An 18,265-nucleotide genomic window follows, 5' to 3' on the forward strand; every position below is an offset into this window, starting at 1 on the left:
GCAAGGATCTGCGGTCGATCCTTGCGCTTTGGGGTGGAGTCCGTATAATCCTCAGCCCTACGTGTGATGCCTGTGTTCCTGATGGTCATAGCCTGATGGGATTAAGCGGTGACCACGGGCTATATATGGTAAACATCTGCTAATGTAAATTGACTCAGGACTGTACAGTTATTACAATCCCGCTTCTTTATATGTTGCGATAAAGGCATCGGTTGTTTTTTCACCGACAGCCAACGCGTTTACTGATCAGTAATAATTTAAGTTTAGGTAGAAATCGCTATGAAACGCACTTTCCAACCGTCCGTATTGAAGCGCAACCGTAGCCACGGTTTCCGTGCTCGTATGGCCACCAAGAATGGTCGTCAGGTTCTGGCTCGCCGCCGTGCGAAAGGCCGTACCCGTCTGTCTGCTTCTAAGTAATAAAAGCTAACCTATTTAGTGGTTAAGCTCGCTTTTCCCAGGGAGTTACGTTTGTTAACTCCCCGTCATTTCACTTTCGTCTTCCAGCAGCCACAACGGGCTGGCACGCCGCAAATCACTATACTCGGCCGCCTGAACGAGCTGGGGCATCCCCGCATGGGTCTCACCGTTGCAAAAAAACACGTCAAACGCGCTCATGAGCGTAACCGGATAAAGCGCCTAACCCGCGAAAGCTTCCGGCTACTTCAGCACAAGCTGCCTTCGATGGATTTTGTGGTAGTGGCTAAAAAGGGTGTCGCCGATCTAGATAATCGTGCATTGACGGAAGCGTTGGAGAAATTATGGCGTCGACATTGCCGGCAGGCTCCCGCATCCTGATCGGGTTGATACGTGGTTATCAGCTTTTTATCAGTCCCTTGCTTGGGCCACATTGTCGTTTTCGACCAACCTGCTCTCAATACGGTATTGAGGCCATTGGTCGTTTTGGCATGTTAAAAGGCAGTTGGTTGACATTGAAACGCGTATTAAAATGCCATCCTTTGAACCCAGGTGGTGATGACCCCGTGCCGCCGAAAACCGACAATAACAGAGAACTCTAACGATGGATTCGCAACGCAATCTCTTTCTCATCGCTCTGCTGTTCGTGTCTTTCATGATCTGGCAGGCCTGGCAGACGGACCACGCTCCGCAGCCAGCCAATCAGACCACGCAACAGACTGCGAATACTGCTAACGGCGATGCTGCTAACCAGGCTGTTCCTGGCAGCGGACAGGGCAAAATGATCACCGTCAACACTGACGTGCTGTCATTGAGCATCAACACCCGTGGCGGTGACATTGATCAGGCTTTACTGACTGCTTACCCAACGTCTCTGGGTTCAAGCGAACCATTCCAGCTTCTGGAAACCACTCCTAATTTCGTCTATCAGGCTCAAAGCGGTCTGACGGGCAAAAACGGCCCAGACAACCCGGCTAACGGCGAACGTCCTCTGTATCAAGCAAGTCAGGACAACTTCACCTTAGGCGAAGGTCAGGCTGAACTGCGTATCCCTCTGACTTATACCGCTCAGAACGGCGCAGTGATCACCAAAACTTTCGTTATCAAGCGCGGTTCTTACGCGGTGAATGTTGAGTACAACATCAACAACACCACGGCTACCCCACTTGAAATGACGCTGTTTGGCCAGTTGCGCCAAACCACCGAGCTGCCTAAGCACAGAGATACCGGGAGCAATAACTTTGCCCTGCATACTTTCCGTGGCGCAGCTTACTCGTCTAGCGATGACAAATATCAGAAGTACGCGTTCGATAAGAGCGAAGCGCTGAACGTCACCACTCAGGGCGGTTGGGTTGCCATGTTGCAGCAGTACTTTGCAACGGCGTGGATCCCATCAGCGAAAGACACCAACAACTTCTACACCACGACCAATAACGGCATTTCCGCTGTTGGCTTCAAAGGTGCACCTTTTGTTGTTCAAGCTGGCGCGCAGCAACAAGTGGCTTCTACCCTGTGGGTAGGTCCAGAGATTCAGGATCAAATGGCCGCCATCGCGCCGCACCTTGACCTGACTGTTGACTACGGCTGGTTGTGGTTCATTTCTCAGCCACTGTTCAAACTGTTGAAGTTCATTCACGGTTTCATCGGTAACTGGGGCTTCTCCATCATCATCATCACCTTTATTGTTCGCGGTATCATGTATCCACTGACCCGCGCTCAGTACACGTCGATGGCGAAAATGCGTATGCTGCAGCCGAAACTGGCCGCGATGCGTGAACGCATTGGTGATGACAAACAGCGCATGAGTCAGGAGATGATGGCGCTGTATAAAGCAGAGAAAGTGAACCCGTTGGGTGGCTGTCTGCCGCTGGTTATCCAGATGCCAATCTTCCTGGCACTGTATTACATGCTGTCTGGCTCCATTGAATTGCGCCACGCGCCGTTCGCCCTTTGGATCCATGACCTGTCAGCGCAAGACCCGTACTACATTCTGCCGATCTTGATGGGTATCACGATGTTCTTCATTCAGAAGATGTCGCCGACTACCGTCACAGACCCAATGCAGCAGAAGATCATGACCTTCATGCCGGTCATCTTCACCGTGTTCTTCCTGTGGTTCCCATCTGGTCTGGTGCTGTACTACATCGTCAGTAACTTGGTTACCATTCTCCAGCAGCAGCTGATTTATCGCGGGCTGGAAAAACGTGGTCTGCACAGCCGCGACAAGAAAAAATCATAAGTCAGTCTCAGGGGCTTCCGGCCCCTGAAATGCAAATCTTGTGAAATTCTGAGCTTGTGTAATTAACAGAAAAGGCGATCATTTGATCGCCTTTTGTACATTCAAAACAGAGATAATTCGCTATGAGCACCTCAGATACCATTGTTGCCCAAGCCACGCCTCCCGGCCGCGGCGGAGTCGGCATTCTGCGCGTTTCCGGCCGCGCGGCGAGCCAGATTGCGCAGGAGATCTTAGGTAAGCTGCCCAAGCCGCGCTACGCCGACTATCTTCCCTTCCGCGACGTGGACGGCTCGACGCTCGACCAAGGCATCGCGCTGTGGTTCCCCGGCCCCAACTCCTTCACCGGCGAAGACGTGCTGGAGCTGCAAGGCCACGGTGGCCCGGTGATCCTCGATTTGCTGCTTAAGCGTATTATCTCGCTGGACGGTGTGCGCATTGCGCGTCCGGGCGAGTTCTCTGAGCGCGCCTTCCTCAATGACAAGCTGGACTTGGCGCAGGCCGAGGCCATTGCTGACCTGATTGACGCCAGCTCCGAGCAGGCCGCGCGTTCGGCGGTGAACTCCCTTCAGGGCGCATTTTCCAACCGTGTTCATCATTTGGTGGAAGCACTTACTCACCTGCGAATCTTTGTGGAAGCGGCTATCGACTTCCCGGATGAGGAAATCGACTTCCTGTCTGACGGCAAAATTGAAGCCCAGCTCAATACGGTGATCGGCGACCTTGATGCCGTGCGTGCCGAAGCGCGTCAGGGCAGCCTGCTGCGTGAAGGGATGAAAGTGGTGATAGCCGGCCGTCCAAACGCTGGAAAATCTAGCTTGCTCAATGCGTTAGCGGGGCGCGAGGCGGCCATTGTCACCGACATCGCCGGTACCACGCGTGACGTGCTGCGCGAGCACATTCACCTCGACGGCATGCCGTTGCACATCATTGACACCGCCGGTCTGCGCGAAGCCAGTGACGAAGTTGAGCGAATTGGTATCGAACGTGCATGGAATGAGATCGAACAGGCCGACTTAGTGCTGTTTATGGTTGATGGCACCACCACCGACGCTACCGAGCCTGCGCAAATTTGGCCGGAGTTTATGGCCCGTCTGCCAGAGACATTGCCGATTGTGGTGGTGCGCAATAAGGCCGATATCACAGGTGAAACGCTGGGCATGACCGAAGTGAATGGTCACTCACTTATTCGCCTTTCGGCGCGCACCGGCGACGGCGTAGACCTGCTGCGTGAGCATCTGAAACAGGTTATGGGCTTCAATCACAATATGGAAGGGGGCTTCCTCGCCCGCCGCCGTCACTTGCAGGCGCTGGAACTGGCGGCTGAACACCTGATCCGCGGTAAAGACCAGCTTATAGGCGCGCGCGCCGGGGAGTTACTGGCAGAAGAGCTGCGCATGTCGCAGCAGGCGCTGAGTGAAATTACTGGGGAATTTACCTCGGATGACCTGCTTGGGCGCATTTTCTCCAGCTTCTGTATCGGAAAATAAGCCAGAAACGCGATAAGTTTGTAAGTGAACACTAACCGCATTAACTCTTTGTTAATGCGGTTTTTTTATGCCTGCGCGATGGCCGGTATAGGCAAATTTTCACTCAACCAGAAGTGATCCACCTCGGCCTGTAACCAGTCGCGGAAGTAACCCACCCGCGGTAAGTCGCGCTTTCCGGAGGGGATCTCCAGCCAGTAGCCGTTGCTGCTCTCAAGGTCGAGTGCCGACACCGGCACCAGCAGCCCGCTGCGCAGCTCGTTGCGGATCATCATCAGGTCCAACACCGCGTAGCCCGCGCCGGTGACGCAGGCGTTAATCACCTGATCTTCAGTGCTGAACTCCAGCCCGCAGGAGAGTTTGCTTTCGCACAGCCCCGCCGCCTCCAGCCAGCGTGGCCAGTTGTCCAGCCGGGTTTCGCCATTAAGAATATGCAGCTGCGGTTGGGCGTCGATTGGCGGGAAATTCCCCCCAATCATCATCAACGGGCTGGCTACCAGCATCAGCCGCTCGTGGCACAACCACTCTCCGCGCCCTTCGCTTTCCGCCCGGCTGCCAAAACGCACCGCGCAGTCAAAATCACAATATTGTTGCCGTGCTTCGCTGATCAGTGCGATTTGCAGCTGGCTATTGCGCTGGCGCAGGGCCACCAGCCTCGGGGCCAGCCAGCGCGTGGCGAAGGTAGGCGCGACCTGTAAACGCAAATGCTGTAGCGGGTTACGCAGCTGAATGTGGCACACCCCTTCCTCAAGAATATCCAGCGACTGCCGCACAATAGGCAGCAGCAGCATGGCGTCCTGCGTCAAAGCCAATCCACTGTAGCTGCGCACAAACAGCAGCTTGCCGAGGAAGTCCTCCAGTTGCTTAGTCTGGCGGCTGGCGGCGCTCTGGGTAATGCACAGCGCCTGTGCCGCTTTGCTAAAACTCAGCGTCCGACACGTTTCCTCAAAGACCCGCAACATACTGAGCGATGGGAGTTTTCTCACAATCCGACTGGCCTCTCACAATGCAACTATGCGTTACCTATATGTTGCTAATTTGGTACATAACGCTAGCCCTCGTCGCCTCTATTTCTACAAAACCGGAAGCCGATCACATGCGTTTTTGAGGGAGGGGTATGACTAAAACGCACTCGCTTAAACGGAGGGTTTACTGCCACATTGTTAACACGTAAGAAACATAAAAATTACAATAACCCTACAACATCCACCTCAGCGGAGGACGTGCAATGTCCCATCTGACGCAGCAGTACACTCGAATGGATGACGTGCCGTTAAATCGTTTCCATATCAAAATCGCCGGGCTGACCTTCGGCGCTCACTTCACCGACGGCTATGTGCTCGGGGTGATTGGCTTCGCTCTGGCGCAAATTAAGCCGCAAATGGGCATTACGCCCTTTTGGGAAGGCATGCTCGGCAGTTCAGCCCTGATCGGCCTGTTCCTCGGCAGTCTGGTTCTCGGTTGGATCTCCGATTATGTCGGCCGCCAGAAGATCTTCTGCTTCAGCTTCGTGGTGATCACCCTCGCCTCCGCGCTGCAATTCTTCGCCACCACGCCGGAGCAACTGTTCCTGCTGCGCGTGCTGGTCGGCATCGGCCTTGGCGGTGATTTCTCGGTCGGCCACACCATGCTGGCGGAGTTCTCCCCGCGCAAACATCGCGGCGTGCTGCTCGGCTCCTTCAGCGTGATCTGGACGTTCGGCTACGTGGCGGCGGGGTTTGCCGGGCATTTCCTCACCATGTTGGGTCCCGACGCGTGGCGCTGGCTGCTCTCCTCTTCGGCCCTGCCCGCCTTCATCATTCTGCTGATGCGTATCGGCACGCCGGAGTCCCCGCGCTGGCTGATGGGCAAGGGGCGGCGTGACCAAGCGATGGCCATCGTGCATAAATATTTTGGCCCCAACGTGCTGCTGGTCGACGAAGCGCCAGTGGCTTCTCGCCAACGCTTCCTGTCACTCTTCGGCCCGAAATATCGCCGCCGCACCGCCTTCAACAGTCTGTTCTTCGTCTGTCTGGTGATCCCGTACTTTGCTATCTACACCTTCTTGCCGTCGATTTTGCAGGTGATGGGGCTGGACACCAACTTCACCACCGACCTGCTGCTCAATGGCCTGCTGATTGTCGGCGCGCTGCTGGGGATAGCCCTCACCGTGGTCTGCTCGCGCCGGGGTTTCCTGATTGGCTCCTTTATCTTCCTCGCCGCCTGTCTGGTGATGCTCAGCATCATTCCGGTTCATCAATCCGGCTGGCTGATCCTGTTCTTTGCCGCCTTCACCTTGGTGATGTCGGCGGTCAGTAATCTGGTCGGAGTCTTCCCGGCAGAAAGCTTCCCGACCGAAGTGCGCTCAATGGGTGTCGGCTTCGCCACCTCGATGAGCCGTCTCGGCTCGGCTATCGGCACCGGCCTGCTGCCACTGGCCATCATGCATTACGGCATGCCTGCCACCACCGGACTGCTTGCGGTGGTGCTGATCATCGGCGCCATTGTCTCTATCGCCTGGGCGCCGGAAACCAAAGGGTTAAGTCTGGTAGACGCCGCCCAAGACTCGGCTCGACGCGCTGCACACCCCGCGCCAGCCCCCGCTAAATAATGCCAATGCTCAATAGGAGAGATCTCGTGGAAATGTATATCGGAGAAGGTTTCGAAGGTAACGGCGTCAACGCCTCGCACATCAACATCATGATTGGCCCGCGCAATGGCGTGGTCGGTCAGGCTTTTTCGAGCAGCCTCGCATCGCCGAGTCAGGGCCACTGCCCCTTTATGGTGGTGATTAAGCCCAACGTTCCGGCCAAGCCAATGACGCTGTACGTCAACAAAGCCGAGATTAACGGCGAGCTGCACGGCAACGCCACGTGGGGCGCGTCCCAAGCCGCGATCGCCAAAGCCGTGACTGAGGCGCTGCTCGACGGCACTCTGCCGCCCGAGGCAGAAGACAACTGGTGCATCGTCACCGCCAACTGGGTGAACCCCGGCTGCAATGACATCGACGAGGTTTACCACAACAACTATCGCGCCTGCCGTCAGGCCATTCGCGCCGCGATGGGCAAATTGCCGCAGCGCAGCCAGCTGGCCGACGCGCTGCCAGAGTTGGGCAACCCGTTCTACACCCCAAAAGCTTGAGGAGCTGAGCATGGAATACATCAATCTGGGCCAGAGCGGCCTGAAAGTCTCCCGCCTGTGCCTCGGCACCATGAATATGGGAAGCAAACAGTGGAAGCCGTGGATCTTCGATGAAGCCCAGAGCGAGCCGCTGATCCGCCACGCGCTGGAGTCCGGTATTAACTTTATCGACCTTGCTGACTTCTACTCCAGCGGCGCGGGTGAAGAGGTGGTGGGCCGAGTTCTCAGCCGCATCGCCAATCGCGACGAGCTGGTGCTGACCACCAAAGTCGGCTACCCGATTGGGGCCGGGTTTAACAATCAGGGCCACTCGCGTAAACACATTATGGAAAGCATCGACGCCAGCCTGAAACGCCTCGGCACCGATTATGTCGACATCTACATGCTGCACTATTTCGACGTCAACACGCCGATTGAAGAGACGTGGGCGGCAATGAACGACATCGTGCGCAGCGGCAAAGCGCGCTATGTCGGCGTCTCCACCATGTACACTTGGCAGTTGGCGAAAATCCTCTGGTGCTGCGAGCGCAACGGCTACGCCAAGCCAATCAACATGCAGCTTCAGCTCAACTGCGCCTACCGCGAAGAAGAGCGCGAGATGATCCCCTTCTGCCGCGATCAGGGGCTGGGCGTGTCAGTCTTCAGCCCGCTGGCGCGCGGCCTGCTGAGCTGCGACTTCAACTCAGTGCGCAACCAGACCGACTTCTTCACCCAAGAAATGTACGCCGACGGCACCTCGCGCAATGTCGCCCAGTCGGTCAGCCACGTCGCGCAGCTGCGTGAACTGCCTCCGGCGCAAATTGCTCAGGCGTGGGTGCTCAGCCATCCGGGCGTGGACTGCATGCTGGTTGGCGCGGATTCGGTGCAGCAAATCGACAGCGCCATCGCCGCGCTCGATACCCCCATCAGCGCCGACGAGCGTTACGAGCTGGAGCGCAATTACACGCCGTGCGACGTGATCAACGATTACACCGCGGGGAAACGCATCGCGCGCGAAAGCCGGGCGGCAAATGGCTTATTTATGGATAACTTAACCACAAGGAATATTGCATGAGTGCTTATGACGCCCTGCTGCGCACCGGCTGGTACTACGACGGCCAATGGCGCGAGTCGGCCTCCCGCTACCCGGTGATCAACCCGGCGACCGAGGCCGTCGTGGCAGAAGTCGCTAACGCTGGCACAGCAGAAACCGAAGCTGCGATTGCCTCTGCCGCCGCCGCGCTGCCTGCATGGCGAGCGCAGACCGCCAAGGCGCGGGCGCAAATCCTGCAACGCTGGTTTTCGCTGATCATGGCGCATCAGGCCGAGTTGGCGGAGCTGATGGTGACCGAGCAGGGCAAAGTGCTGGCCGAGGCCAGTGGCGAAGTCGCCTATGCCGCCAGCTTTATTGAGTGGTTTGCCGAAGAGGCCAAGCGCGCCAACGGCAAGACCATCCCTTCGCCAAAAGCTGGCAATCAAATTCTCACTTTTAAAGAGCCGGTTGGCGTGGTGGCGGCCATCACCCCGTGGAACTTCCCGCTGGCGATGCTCACCCGCAAGCTAGGCCCGGCGCTGGCTGCGGGCTGTACCGCCGTCATCAAACCGGCCAATGAAACGCCGCTCTCGGCCTTCGCGCTGATTGTGTTGGCGGAGCAGGCTGGCGTGCCACCGGGAGTGATCAATGCCGTCACGGGCGACACTCCCGCCATTGGCAGCGCGCTAATGGCCAGCCCGCTGGTGCGCAAAATCTCCTTCACCGGCTCGACGCCAACCGGCAAATTGTTGATGCGTCAGGCCGCCGACACGGTGAAAAAGCTCTCTCTTGAACTGGGTGGCAACGCGCCCTTTATCGTGTTTGACGATGCCGACCTTGATGCCGCCGTCGCCGGAGCCATGGCGGCAAAATTCCGCAATAGCGGCCAAACCTGCGTCTGCGTGAACCGTTTTTATGTGCAAGACGGCATTTATGAGCGTTTTGTGGAAAAACTGGCCGAAGCGGCGAGCAGCCTGAAAGTCGCGCCGGGCATGACCGACGGCGCGCAGCAGGGTCCGCTGATTCACGGCAAAGCCGTCGAGAAGGTGGAAGCGCATGTCAAAGACGCGTTGCAACACGGCGCGCGGCTGATGTGCGGCGGTGAACGCCACGCGCTGGGTGCCTCTTTCTTCCAACCCACGGTGCTGGCGGATGCCAAAGAAACCATGCTGCTAGCCCGCGAAGAGACCTTCGGCCCGCTAGCCGCCTGCTTCCGATTCAGCGAGGAGCAAGAAGTGATCGAACGCGCCAACGCCACGCCGTTCGGGCTGGCGGCCTATCTCTACACGCGCGACTTGGCGCGAGCATTCCGCGTTACGGCGGCCCTTGAGAGCGGCATGGTGGGCATCAACGAAGGGATTATTTCCACCGAAGTCGCGCCCTTCGGCGGCGTAAAAGAGTCAGGACTGGGCCGCGAAGGCTCGGACTGCGGGCTGGAGGAGTATCTGGAAACCAAATACGTCAATCTGGGCGGACTGCTGTAACTCACTTCATCTCAATAAAAACAGAAACCCGCGCTCACTCTGGTGACGCGGGTTTCTGCATTTCAGCCTTTAAAAAGTCTATTTATGAGCCTTTTCGAGAAAATAAAACCTATAAAGCTCACTTAAGAGCCACGGAGTACTGTAAGTGTCAGATATGAGCTATTTGATATTTACGCTGGCCTTAAAAGTTCTTTTCTGAACCCTAATCAATTTAATTCATTGTATTTAAATAAATTAATTCAGACGTCCAAACCACGCTCCAGTGCTACCACCAGCGTTTACGTCGTATGCAAACACTGGCGGCAGAACCTCTGCAAAGTTAGCCCTTATCAGGCTCGGTCAGCTTACGCATGGCTTTAACCTGTGCGGCGCTGACCCTTTCGGCCTGATTTCCCCAGCCGTTGCGGATGAAGTTCACGACGTCGGCGACTTCTTGATCTTCCAGTCGGTCGGCGAAGGCGGGCATTTTCGCCCCTTTGCCGGAGGTGACGGTGACCGGCGAGTGCGCGCCGCGCAGCACGATATTGATCATTGATGACGGATCGGCGCTGACCACCACCGGGTTTTGCGCCAGCTGCGGATATTTGTTCTTTTCGCCCTGCCCGCTGGCTAAGTGGCAGTCGGCGCAGTTATCCATATAGAGCTGCGCGCCCGTGGCGGCGAGGTCGCCTTTCTCCAGCGCCTGCGCGGTGGCGCTGTTATTCACCTGAACCCTGAATTGACCGTCGGCAGGCAGCGATTTGAGATACACGGCAATAGCCTGCCGGTCGGCGTCGGTCAGGTATTGCGTGCTGTCCTGCACCACCTCGACCATCGAGCCAAAGGCGGTGCTTCGCGGCGTGTGGCCCTGCTGCAAGAACTGGGTGATATCGCCCTCGGTCCACTGCCCCAGCCCGGTGGTGGCGTCGCCGCGCAGGTTTGGCGCATGCCAGCCGTCCAAGGTGCCGCCGGAGAGATAGGCGCGATTGCCGTTATCCAAAGCTTTCTCTTGGAAGCCGACGCCGCGTGGCGTATGGCAGCTGCCACAGTGCCCCAACCCTTGAACCAGATAGGCTCCACGGTTCCAGTTGGCGGTCTGTTTCGGGTCGGAGTAGTAAGGCTTCTGTTGCAAAAATACTTGATTCCACACCGCCAGCGGCCAGCGAATGTTGAGCGGGAAAGGGATGTCGCTCGGCCGGTTGGTTTGTGCCACCGGCACGACCTGCTGGGTGAAGTAGAGGTAGAGGTCGCGGGTATCGCTGTCGGTGATTTTATTGAATGAAGGGTAAGGCATCGCCGGATACAAATGGTGGCCGTCTTGGGCAATGCCTTGACGCAGCGCCCGGCTGAAATCCTGCTCGCTGTAACTCCCAATGCCGGTCAGTTTGTCCGGCGTGATATTGCTGGCATAGATGGCACCCACCGGCGTCATCATCTTCAAGCCACCGGCAAAAGGCTTGCCGCCCGGCGCGGTGTGGCAGGCGGCACAATCCCCGGCGCGCGCCAGATACTCGCCATGTTTAATCTGCGCGGCCACGTCGCTGTCGGCATGGGCAGTCTGCACCAGCCCGTTGATTGCCATGGCGAGCCACAGCCCGTAAGACTTTATGGTTATTTTTCGCGTCATCCGGAGGGTTACTTTGGGTCACAATGAAAGGCTGACATTATGCCGCCGAGCGGGGCGAAAAATCACTCAATTCACGCCACGAATTAAGGCCAGATCGTAACCAAGGGTTTATGGCTGATTTTGAGCATGAAAAAAGCCCGGCGCACGGGCCGGGCTTGGGGGAAAGTCAGGTAAAAATTAGAGTTTGAAGCCCGACACCACGGTTTCCAGTTGCAGGGTTTGCTCCTGCATAGCCTGCGCGGCGGCGGACACCTGCTCCACCAGCGCGGCGTTTTGCTGAGTGGTGTTATCAAGTTGGGTGATCGCCACATTCACCTGCTCAATGCCCAGACTCTGCTCTTGGCTGGAAGACATGATTTCATTCATCAGCGTGGCAACGTTGTTCACCCCGGTCATCAGCTCATCCATGGTGCTGCCCGCCGTGGCGACCAACTGGCTGCCGGAGGTGATATCCGCCACCGAATCCTCAATCAGCTTTTTGATCTCACGGGCCGAAGTGGCGGAACGCTGCGCCAGACTGCGCACTTCGGAGGCTACCACCGCGAATCCACGCCCCTGTTCACCCGCGCGCGCGGCTTCTACCGCGGCATTGAGTGCCAGAATGTTGGTCTGGAAGGCAATGCCGTCAATCACGCTGATGATGTCGACGATTTTCTTCGACGAGTGAGTGATAGACCCCATGGTGTCCACCACTTGGCGCACCACCCGCGTGCCTTTCTCGGCGACGTTGGAGGCATCGCGCGCCAGCTGGTTGGCACTTTCCGCGTTGCCCGCGTTCTGTTTCACCGTGCTGGTCAGCTCTTCCATCGAGGCCGCCGTCTCTTCAATCGAGCTGGCCTGCTCCTCGGTTCGCGCCGAGAGATCTAGGTTACCGCTGGCAATCTGCCTCGACGCCGAGGCAATCGCCAGCGAGCTGTCGCCCACCTGCTTAAGCAGCGACTGGAGGAAGTCGAGGAAGTTGTTGAAGCTGCTATTCACCGCGTTGAACTCAGGGCTACTGCTTTTTGGCAGGCGCTGGGTCAAGTCCGCACCACCGGCCGAAAGCTGGCTGATGTTGCGATTCAGCGCGGCGAGTTGGCGCATAAACAGCTTGATGCCGGCGATCAGTACAATCAACAGCAGCAGAACCATCGGGATCTGCACCAGACCGAGGCTGGCCAGAATGCTATGGGTGCGCTGCAACAGCTGGCTGGTTGGCATGTCGGTGGCGATATACCACGGCCCCTGAATGCGGCTCATAAACAGGGTGTGGCCGGTGCCGTCATTGTCATAATCCGACACCAGATTGCTGCTGTCTTTAATCTGGTCGAGGCTTTTTCTGATCTGCCCGGCCAATGCAGACTGGTCACCCAGCGAAGTCAGCTTCGGCAGCTTTTCATCGCCACTGTGGCTGGTGCCAACAATGGTGCCATCCTGCTGGACGATATAAATCGTGCCGTGGACCTTTTTCTCCATATCAGCCACCAGCTGATTGAAGAAGCCCAGCGTGACGTCGATGGTCGCCACGCCCCACTGGTCAGCGCCTTTGTAAATCGCCATCGCACAGTTGGTGCGCGGCTGGGTGCTGGCATCGTCAAAATAGGCCGGAGCCCAGACACACTGGCCCTTTTCACCTTTCAACGCCCCGACGTACCACGACTGCTCGAAGTAGTTAGGCGACTCCGCGCTGTTCCAGAAGGTGTTTTCCGTCAGCTCATTGCTGCCGTTGCGGGCAAAGAAGGTGCTGAACTTCACTTTGGCCGGGTCGCGCTTGTTGGGCAGAGGCCAAATACCGCCGCCGAACACCGCGCTGTCGCCATACTGATCCACTAATGGCGGCAGAAGTTTGTCGATGGAGGCGCTGTCCATCTGCGCCACGCTCTGGGTAATGCTTCGAACCTGCGACTCAACTTTATTCAGGCGATCGTTGATAGCCACGGCAATATCGTCAACCTGATTGGCGACTTGCGTGCTTTCAGCCTGTTTCAATTTAGGAGAGATAAACACCTGGATGACGATAAGCGTAACGATAACCAGCACAATAAAAAATAAGCTGATCAAGGCGATAAAGCGTGATTGCGTTGTTTTTAACATTTTCGCGGTACTCACAGGCAAAGCAGCGAGAGCGCTGCTTAAGTACTAACGGCATTTTCTGGCGTTTCTTTATGTGCTGTTAGCAGATATATCTTGTAAGTCAGTTTCGTCCTCAGCACACCAGAACATCCTTCGGGCAGCGAAATTTGTTATAAATAGGTTAATTACGTGACAACGCTCACCTTTAGGGAGTGGTAAGCGCATTTTTAAGCAGTGAAAATGCGATTAAAGGCGGTTTTTAAGCAGTTTTTAATGATTTCTCTTAATGTTATCCTTCCTTTCTTAATAGAAAATAAGCCGAACCATTAATCATGGAGTGAACAATGGCGTGCCATTTTGCTAAATGGGTTGCAGCGGAGCCTGAGCCGGATACTCACCGCCTTCCCCCAAACGTACTTTTATCGGCCAGAAGCCTTTCCGAAAAGCAGCGTAAACGTTTTCTCAGTGGCCGCGTGCTGCTGGCCGAAATGATGTTTTACCTGTATGGCATTACCGAACTGCCCGCGATCATTACCCTGCCTAGCGGCCGCCCGAGCTTTGAGTCGCAAAACCTGCCTGATTTCAGTCTGGCTTACGCCGGAACCACGGTGGGGGTGATGTTGAGCAGCGAAGGCAAGGTTGGGCTGGATTTGGAAGTGATCCACGCCCGCAGCGCGTTAATTAATTCGCAGCAACAAGCCCAGCTGTCCGCCGTGGAGCAGACGTGGATCGCGCTGCAAAGCGACCCGGTGGAGTCGGCGCTTCAGCTGTGGTGTATTCGCCAAAGCATGCTGAAGCTGTCCGGGCTGACCGAGCACGGCGAGAAAAGCCTGAGCCTTAACCCGGCGTCGGGCCGCCTGCGTTCTGCCATCACGCCTGAAGCTCAGGTGATGAGCGACATCGACGGCTCTCTGACCTGGGCCTGCGCGCACTCTCCGGCCATTGCCCGCCTGCTGTGCTGGCGATATTCCCCCGAAAGTGGTTTTACGCGCACCCAAACGCTCTCAATTCAACAGCAGCCCCACTCGCCGCATTTCATGAAGTTCACCAGCTTGCCTCCGGCGAAGTAGTTTTTCCCCGCCAACGCGCCGTGCGAATGCTGTCCGGCGCCAGCAATCTGGTCTAGATTTATCCTGAGGCTCATTCAAGCAATTCCCCATAACAGGAGTCATTCATGTCAACGCAACCCCTGAAGTTTGTCACTCTGTTAGGCAGTCTGCGCAAAGGCTCGTACAACGCGATGGTCGCGCGAACACTTCCTAAACTCGCCCCTTCCGGCGTGAGCATTGACGCTTTGCCGTCGATTGGCACCCTGCCGCTGTATGACATGGACGTGCAGCAAGAAGAGGGGTTCCCGGCGGATATTGAAGCCATTGCCGAGCAGATCCGTCAGGCTGATGGCCTGATCATCGTGACGCCGGAGTATAACTACTCGGTACCGGGTGGGTTGAAGAATGCTATCGACTGGCTGTCGCGTCTGCCAAACCAGCCCATCGCAGGCAAACCGGTGCTGATCCAGACCAGCTCAATGGGGCCGATTGGCGGCGCGCGCTGCCAATATCACCTGCGCCAGATTTTGGTGTTCCTCGACGCGCAGGTGATGAACCGTCCTGAGTTTATGGGCGGCGTGATCCAGAACAAAGTGGATGAGCAGACGGGCGAAGTGATTGAGCAAGGCACGCTGGATTTCCTCACCGGCCAGCTCAATGCCTTCGCCGACTTCACGCGTCGCGTCACGGCAAAATAGCGCCAGCGGAAAACCAAAGACAAACGGCCCGTCACTCACATGACGGGCCGTTTTTTTATGCGTCGACGCAGGGATTAGTGGCTATCGACAAACACAATTTTCAGTACGAACAGCAGCGCGACAACCACTACGCACGGGCTGATCTCTTTCCAGCGGCCGGTGCCGACTTTCATCACCACGTAGGAGATAAAGCCTAAGGCGATACCTTCGGTGATGGAGAAGCTGAACGGCATCATGACGGCGGTGACGAAAGCCGGGACAGCCTCGGTGAGGTCATCCCATGTCACGCGCGCCAAGCTTGAGGTCATCAGCACGCCGACGTAAATCAGCGCACCGGCGGCAGCATAGGCTGGCACCATTCCCGCCAGCGGAGAGAGGAAAATCACCAGCAGGAACAGGATACCGGTGACCACCGCAGTCAGGCCGGTGCGGCCACCCACGGAGACGCCGGAGGAGCTTTCGATGTAAGCCGTCACGGAAGAGGTGCCGACAAAAGCCCCGGCAACGGAGCTGATGCTGTCGACGTACAGCGCCTGCTTCATCTGCGGGAATTTGCCTTGCGCATCGGTCAGCCCGGCTTTGTCCGTCACGCCAATCAGGGTGCCTGATGAGTCAAACAGGTTCACCAGCATGAAGGAGAAGATAACCCCCGCCAGCCCGATGTTTAACGAGTTTTTCAGGTCAACTTGGCCAACCACAGAGGTGACACTCGGCGGCATGGAGAAGAAGCCGGTGAAATGTACGTCGCCGATAATAAGACCGATCACCGTCGTCACCACGATAGACACCAGCACGGCGGCGTGGATGTTACGCGAAGCCAGCACGGCAATGATGAAGAAGCCCAAGGCTCCCAGCAGCACGTTGTGCGAGGTCAGGTTGCCGATAGTCACGATGGTGTCCGGGTTCGGCACAATAATGCCGGCGTTTTTCAGCCCCATCATGCCGATAAACAGCCCGATACCGGCCGTGATACCAATCCTCAGGCTGGCCGGGATATTGGCAATCATCCAGTAACGGATGCGGAAAATGGTCAGCAAAAGGAAACCGATTGCGCCCCAGAAAATAGCACCCATGCCGATCTGCCATGAAATGCCCATCGCGCCAACCACGACAAAGGCGAAGAACGCGTTCAGCCCCATCGCAGGTGCCAGCGCCACCGGCAAGTTCGCCACCAGCCCCATCAGGATGCTGCCGAATGCTGCAATCAGGCAGGTTGTCACGAACACAGCTTGTTTATCCATACCGGCCACGCCAAGGATCTGCGGGTTCACGAACACGATATAGACCATGGTCAGGAACGTCGTCAGCCCGGCGATAGTTTCAGTGCGAACGGAAGTGCCGTGCTGCGTCAGTTTAAACAGACGTTCGAACAGGCCCTGTCCGCTGGAGACATTGCTTTGTGGTTTACTCATTGAGTGGGTTCCGAAGAAGGGAAAAAACAGTCGACGGCTATCCTACCCCAAAAAGTGCTTTTTGGATGCCACTCGGTAGGATTTTTTCTGGCACGAAAAGCAGCACATTTTGTCGCGTACAGGATAAAGTTGAGGTCAAAGATCTTAAATTCATGATGCCATGACAAAAATCCCTGCCGGAGGAAATATGTCCGTAAGCCAAAATATTGCCAACTCTCACGCGTCGCCGATCGACTGCGTGCTTTTTGACTGTGACGGCACGCTGGTGGACAGCGAACTGCTGTGCTGCGAAGCCTACGTGGAGATGTTCGCCCACTTTGGCGTCACCGTCTCTTTTGACGAGATGTACAAGACCTACAAAGGCGTCAAACTGTACGAAATCATCGCCATCATCAATAAACAGCACGGGCTGGATGTGCCGAAGGAAGAGATGGAAGTGGTTTTCCGCCAGCACGTGGCGCGGCTGTTTGATAGCAAGCTGACGGCCATCGACGGCGTACACCAGCTGTTAGAGCAGATTCAGGTGCCAATGTGCGTGGTTTCTAACGGCCCGGTGAGCAAGATGCAGCTTTCACTCGGCAAAACCGGCTTGCTGCCGTTTATGGGCGATAACCTGTTCAGCGGCTACGACTTGCAGCGCTGGAAGCCGGACCCGGCGGTGCTGTATAAAGCCGCCGAAGTGATGCAGGTGGACATCAAACGCTGCATTCTGGTGGAAGACTCGGTGGCTGGCGCGCAGGCGGGGATCGCCGCCGGAATTCCGGTGTTTTACTACTGCGCCGACCCGCACAACCCGCCTCTCGACAACCCGCTGGTGACCACTTTCTATGATATGCGCGAACTGCCTGCGCTGTGGCACGCCAAGGGATACGCCATCACGGCGCGCTAGAAAGCAGAAAAGCAAAAGGCCCCGCGATGGGGCCTTTTCATTGGGTTAGCAGAAAGAGAAGCTGTTAGTCTTCTTTCTTCTCTTTTTTGCTGTCAGTCAGCAGCTTGTCCAGCGCGTCGCCGCCCACGTGACGGAAATCCTGACCTTTCACGAAGTAGAAGATGAACTCGCAGATGTTCTGGCAACGGTCACCGATACGCTCGATAGAACGGGCGCAGAACAGCGCGGTCAGCACGCTTGGAATGGTGCGCGGATCTTCCATCATGTAAGTCATTAACTGACGCACAATGCCTTCGTATTCCTGATCGACTTTCTTGTCTTCGCGATAAATACGCACCGCTTCGTCGAGATCCATACGGGCAAAGGCGTCCAGCACGTCATGCAGCATCTGCACAGTGTGGCGGCCCAGAGACTCCAGACTGACTAGCAGCGGCTGATGCAGATGGGAGAACTTCTCCAGCGCCGTGCGGCAGATTTTATCCGCCACGTCACCAATGCGTTCCAGCTCGGAAATGGTTTTGATGATCGCCATCACCAAACGTAAATCGCTGGCGGTCGGCTGGCGTTTCGCGATAATGCGCACGCAAGCTTCGTCGATAGCCACTTCCATCATGTTAACTTTGTCATCGCCTTTGATGACCTGCTGAGCCAACTCGCCATCCTGATTGTGCATGGCGGTAATGGCGTCAGTCAGTTGTTGCTCAACCAGACCGCCCATCGCCAGCACCTGAGTACGGATGTGCTCAAGCTCTGCATTGAACTGGCCGGAAATGTGTTTATTTAAGTTCAGGTTATCCATTTTT

Annotated in this window: 17 protein-coding genes; 12 read left to right on the forward strand and 5 right to left on the reverse strand. The window is 56.5% G+C overall.

Translation table 11 applies throughout. From position 1 onward, the window contains the following. The first annotated feature begins 279 nt into the window (after window positions 1-279). The 5 genes from rpmH to mnmE all read left to right on the forward strand — a co-directional run bounded on the left by rpmH (window position 280) and on the right by mnmE (window position 4,143). Window positions 280-420, forward strand: a complete 141-nt coding sequence (gene rpmH / locus GEAM_RS18165) for a 50S ribosomal protein L34 (RefSeq protein WP_009637487.1) — start codon at window positions 280-282, stop codon at window positions 418-420. Between the two features lie 18 nt (window positions 421-438). Beyond that, entirely contained in the window at window positions 439-798 is a 360-nt protein-coding gene (gene rnpA, locus GEAM_RS18170) for a ribonuclease P protein component (RefSeq protein WP_034794314.1), read from the forward strand. Beyond that, window positions 762-1,019, forward strand: a complete 258-nt coding sequence (yidD, locus tag GEAM_RS22855) for a membrane protein insertion efficiency factor YidD (RefSeq protein WP_072009927.1) — start codon at window positions 762-764, stop codon at window positions 1,017-1,019. Before rnpA ends, yidD begins: the two co-directional genes overlap by 37 nt. Before the next feature lie 2 nt (window positions 1,020-1,021). After that, window positions 1,022-2,656 (forward strand): membrane protein insertase YidC, encoded by a 1,635-nt coding sequence (gene yidC / locus GEAM_RS18175; RefSeq protein WP_034794317.1) that lies wholly within the window; start codon window positions 1,022-1,024, stop codon window positions 2,654-2,656. A 122-nt stretch (window positions 2,657-2,778) separates the two neighbouring features. Beyond that, window positions 2,779-4,143 (forward strand): tRNA uridine-5-carboxymethylaminomethyl(34) synthesis GTPase MnmE, encoded by a 1,365-nt coding sequence (gene mnmE, locus GEAM_RS18180; RefSeq protein WP_034794320.1) that lies wholly within the window; start codon window positions 2,779-2,781, stop codon window positions 4,141-4,143. Window positions 4,144-4,208: 65 nt separating this feature from the next. Here the strand turns inward: mnmE and GEAM_RS18185 are convergent, their stop codons facing one another. Next, window positions 4,209-5,126 (reverse strand): LysR substrate-binding domain-containing protein, encoded by a 918-nt coding sequence (locus GEAM_RS18185; RefSeq protein ID WP_051899569.1) that lies wholly within the window; start codon window positions 5,124-5,126, stop codon window positions 4,209-4,211. Between the two features lie 242 nt (window positions 5,127-5,368). Between GEAM_RS18185 and GEAM_RS18190 the strand changes: the two genes are divergently transcribed. From GEAM_RS18190 to GEAM_RS18205, 4 genes are read left to right on the forward strand one after another with little or no spacing between them, the layout of a single operon-like run. After that, window positions 5,369-6,730 carry an MFS transporter gene (locus tag GEAM_RS18190; RefSeq protein WP_034794322.1) on the forward strand — a complete coding sequence of 454 codons (1,362 nt, stop codon included), beginning with the start codon at window positions 5,369-5,371 and terminating at the stop codon, window positions 6,728-6,730. A 26-nt stretch (window positions 6,731-6,756) separates the two neighbouring features. After that, entirely contained in the window at window positions 6,757-7,260 is a 504-nt protein-coding gene (fae, locus tag GEAM_RS18195) for a formaldehyde-activating enzyme (protein WP_128124611.1), read from the forward strand. A 10-nt stretch (window positions 7,261-7,270) separates the two neighbouring features. Continuing rightward, window positions 7,271-8,314, forward strand: a complete 1,044-nt coding sequence (locus GEAM_RS18200; protein WP_034794324.1) for an aldo/keto reductase — start codon at window positions 7,271-7,273, stop codon at window positions 8,312-8,314. Beyond that, on the forward strand, window positions 8,311-9,756 hold the full coding sequence (locus GEAM_RS18205; RefSeq protein ID WP_034794326.1) for an NAD-dependent succinate-semialdehyde dehydrogenase: 1,446 nt from the start codon (window positions 8,311-8,313) through the stop codon (window positions 9,754-9,756). The genes GEAM_RS18200 and GEAM_RS18205 overlap by 4 nt, the downstream gene beginning before the upstream one ends. 319 nt (window positions 9,757-10,075) lie before the next feature. Here GEAM_RS18205 and GEAM_RS18210 read toward each other — a convergent pair whose 3' ends face one another. After that, entirely contained in the window at window positions 10,076-11,362 is a 1,287-nt protein-coding gene (locus tag GEAM_RS18210) for a cytochrome c (RefSeq protein WP_167333541.1), read from the reverse strand. A gap of 177 nt (window positions 11,363-11,539) precedes the next feature. Next, on the reverse strand, window positions 11,540-13,435 hold the full coding sequence (locus GEAM_RS18215; RefSeq protein ID WP_034794327.1) for a methyl-accepting chemotaxis protein: 1,896 nt from the start codon (window positions 13,433-13,435) through the stop codon (window positions 11,540-11,542). 323 nt (window positions 13,436-13,758) lie between these two features. Here GEAM_RS18215 and GEAM_RS18220 point away from each other — a divergent pair, with 323 nt between their 5' ends. Continuing rightward, complete coding sequence (locus GEAM_RS18220; RefSeq protein WP_034794328.1) at window positions 13,759-14,484, forward strand: 4'-phosphopantetheinyl transferase family protein; 726 nt, start codon at window positions 13,759-13,761, stop codon at window positions 14,482-14,484. 104 nt (window positions 14,485-14,588) lie between these two features. Then, window positions 14,589-15,161: an NADPH-dependent FMN reductase gene (locus GEAM_RS18225; RefSeq protein WP_034794329.1), complete on the forward strand. Its 573-nt coding sequence runs from the start codon at window positions 14,589-14,591 to the stop codon at window positions 15,159-15,161. Between the two features lie 74 nt (window positions 15,162-15,235). Here the strand turns inward: GEAM_RS18225 and GEAM_RS18230 are convergent, their stop codons facing one another. Further along, window positions 15,236-16,573, reverse strand: a complete 1,338-nt coding sequence (locus GEAM_RS18230) for an NCS2 family permease (protein WP_034794331.1) — start codon at window positions 16,571-16,573, stop codon at window positions 15,236-15,238. Between the two features lie 187 nt (window positions 16,574-16,760). On the opposite strand from GEAM_RS18230, the gene yieH reads away from it, so the two are divergent. After that, on the forward strand, window positions 16,761-17,462 hold the full coding sequence (gene yieH / locus GEAM_RS18235; RefSeq protein WP_051899571.1) for a 6-phosphogluconate phosphatase: 702 nt from the start codon (window positions 16,761-16,763) through the stop codon (window positions 17,460-17,462). A 64-nt stretch (window positions 17,463-17,526) separates the two neighbouring features. On the opposite strand, the gene phoU is transcribed toward yieH, so the two are convergent. Next, window positions 17,527-18,261, reverse strand: a complete 735-nt coding sequence (phoU, locus tag GEAM_RS18240) for a phosphate signaling complex protein PhoU (RefSeq protein ID WP_034794334.1) — start codon at window positions 18,259-18,261, stop codon at window positions 17,527-17,529. Window positions 18,262-18,265 lie beyond the last annotated feature (4 nt).

Source organism: Ewingella americana ATCC 33852, from assembly GCF_000735345.1.
Taxonomy (GTDB): Bacteria; Pseudomonadota; Gammaproteobacteria; order Enterobacterales; family Enterobacteriaceae; genus Ewingella; species Ewingella americana.

Coding starts and splice junctions, on each gene's coding strand:
- mnmE (WP_034794320.1), top strand. CDS start 2,779: ATGAGCACCTCAGATACCATTGTTGCCCAAGCCACGCCTCCCGGCCGC.
- rpmH (WP_009637487.1), top strand. CDS start 280: ATGAAACGCACTTTCCAACCGTCCGTATTGAAGCGCAACCGTAGCCAC.
- yidC (WP_034794317.1), top strand. CDS start 1,022: ATGGATTCGCAACGCAATCTCTTTCTCATCGCTCTGCTGTTCGTGTCT.
- GEAM_RS18225 (WP_034794329.1), top strand. CDS start 14,589: ATGTCAACGCAACCCCTGAAGTTTGTCACTCTGTTAGGCAGTCTGCGC.
- GEAM_RS18205 (WP_034794326.1), top strand. CDS start 8,311: ATGAGTGCTTATGACGCCCTGCTGCGCACCGGCTGGTACTACGACGGC.
- GEAM_RS18215 (WP_034794327.1), bottom strand. CDS start 13,435: ATGTTAAAAACAACGCAATCACGCTTTATCGCCTTGATCAGCTTATTT.
- yieH (WP_051899571.1), top strand. CDS start 16,761: ATGTCCGTAAGCCAAAATATTGCCAACTCTCACGCGTCGCCGATCGAC.
- phoU (WP_034794334.1), bottom strand. CDS start 18,261: ATGGATAACCTGAACTTAAATAAACACATTTCCGGCCAGTTCAATGCA.
- GEAM_RS18200 (WP_034794324.1), top strand. CDS start 7,271: ATGGAATACATCAATCTGGGCCAGAGCGGCCTGAAAGTCTCCCGCCTG.
- GEAM_RS18220 (WP_034794328.1), top strand. CDS start 13,759: ATGGCGTGCCATTTTGCTAAATGGGTTGCAGCGGAGCCTGAGCCGGAT.
- GEAM_RS18230 (WP_034794331.1), bottom strand. CDS start 16,573: ATGAGTAAACCACAAAGCAATGTCTCCAGCGGACAGGGCCTGTTCGAA.
- yidD (WP_072009927.1), top strand. CDS start 762: ATGGCGTCGACATTGCCGGCAGGCTCCCGCATCCTGATCGGGTTGATA.
- GEAM_RS18190 (WP_034794322.1), top strand. CDS start 5,369: ATGTCCCATCTGACGCAGCAGTACACTCGAATGGATGACGTGCCGTTA.
- GEAM_RS18210 (WP_167333541.1), bottom strand. CDS start 11,362: ATGACGCGAAAAATAACCATAAAGTCTTACGGGCTGTGGCTCGCCATG.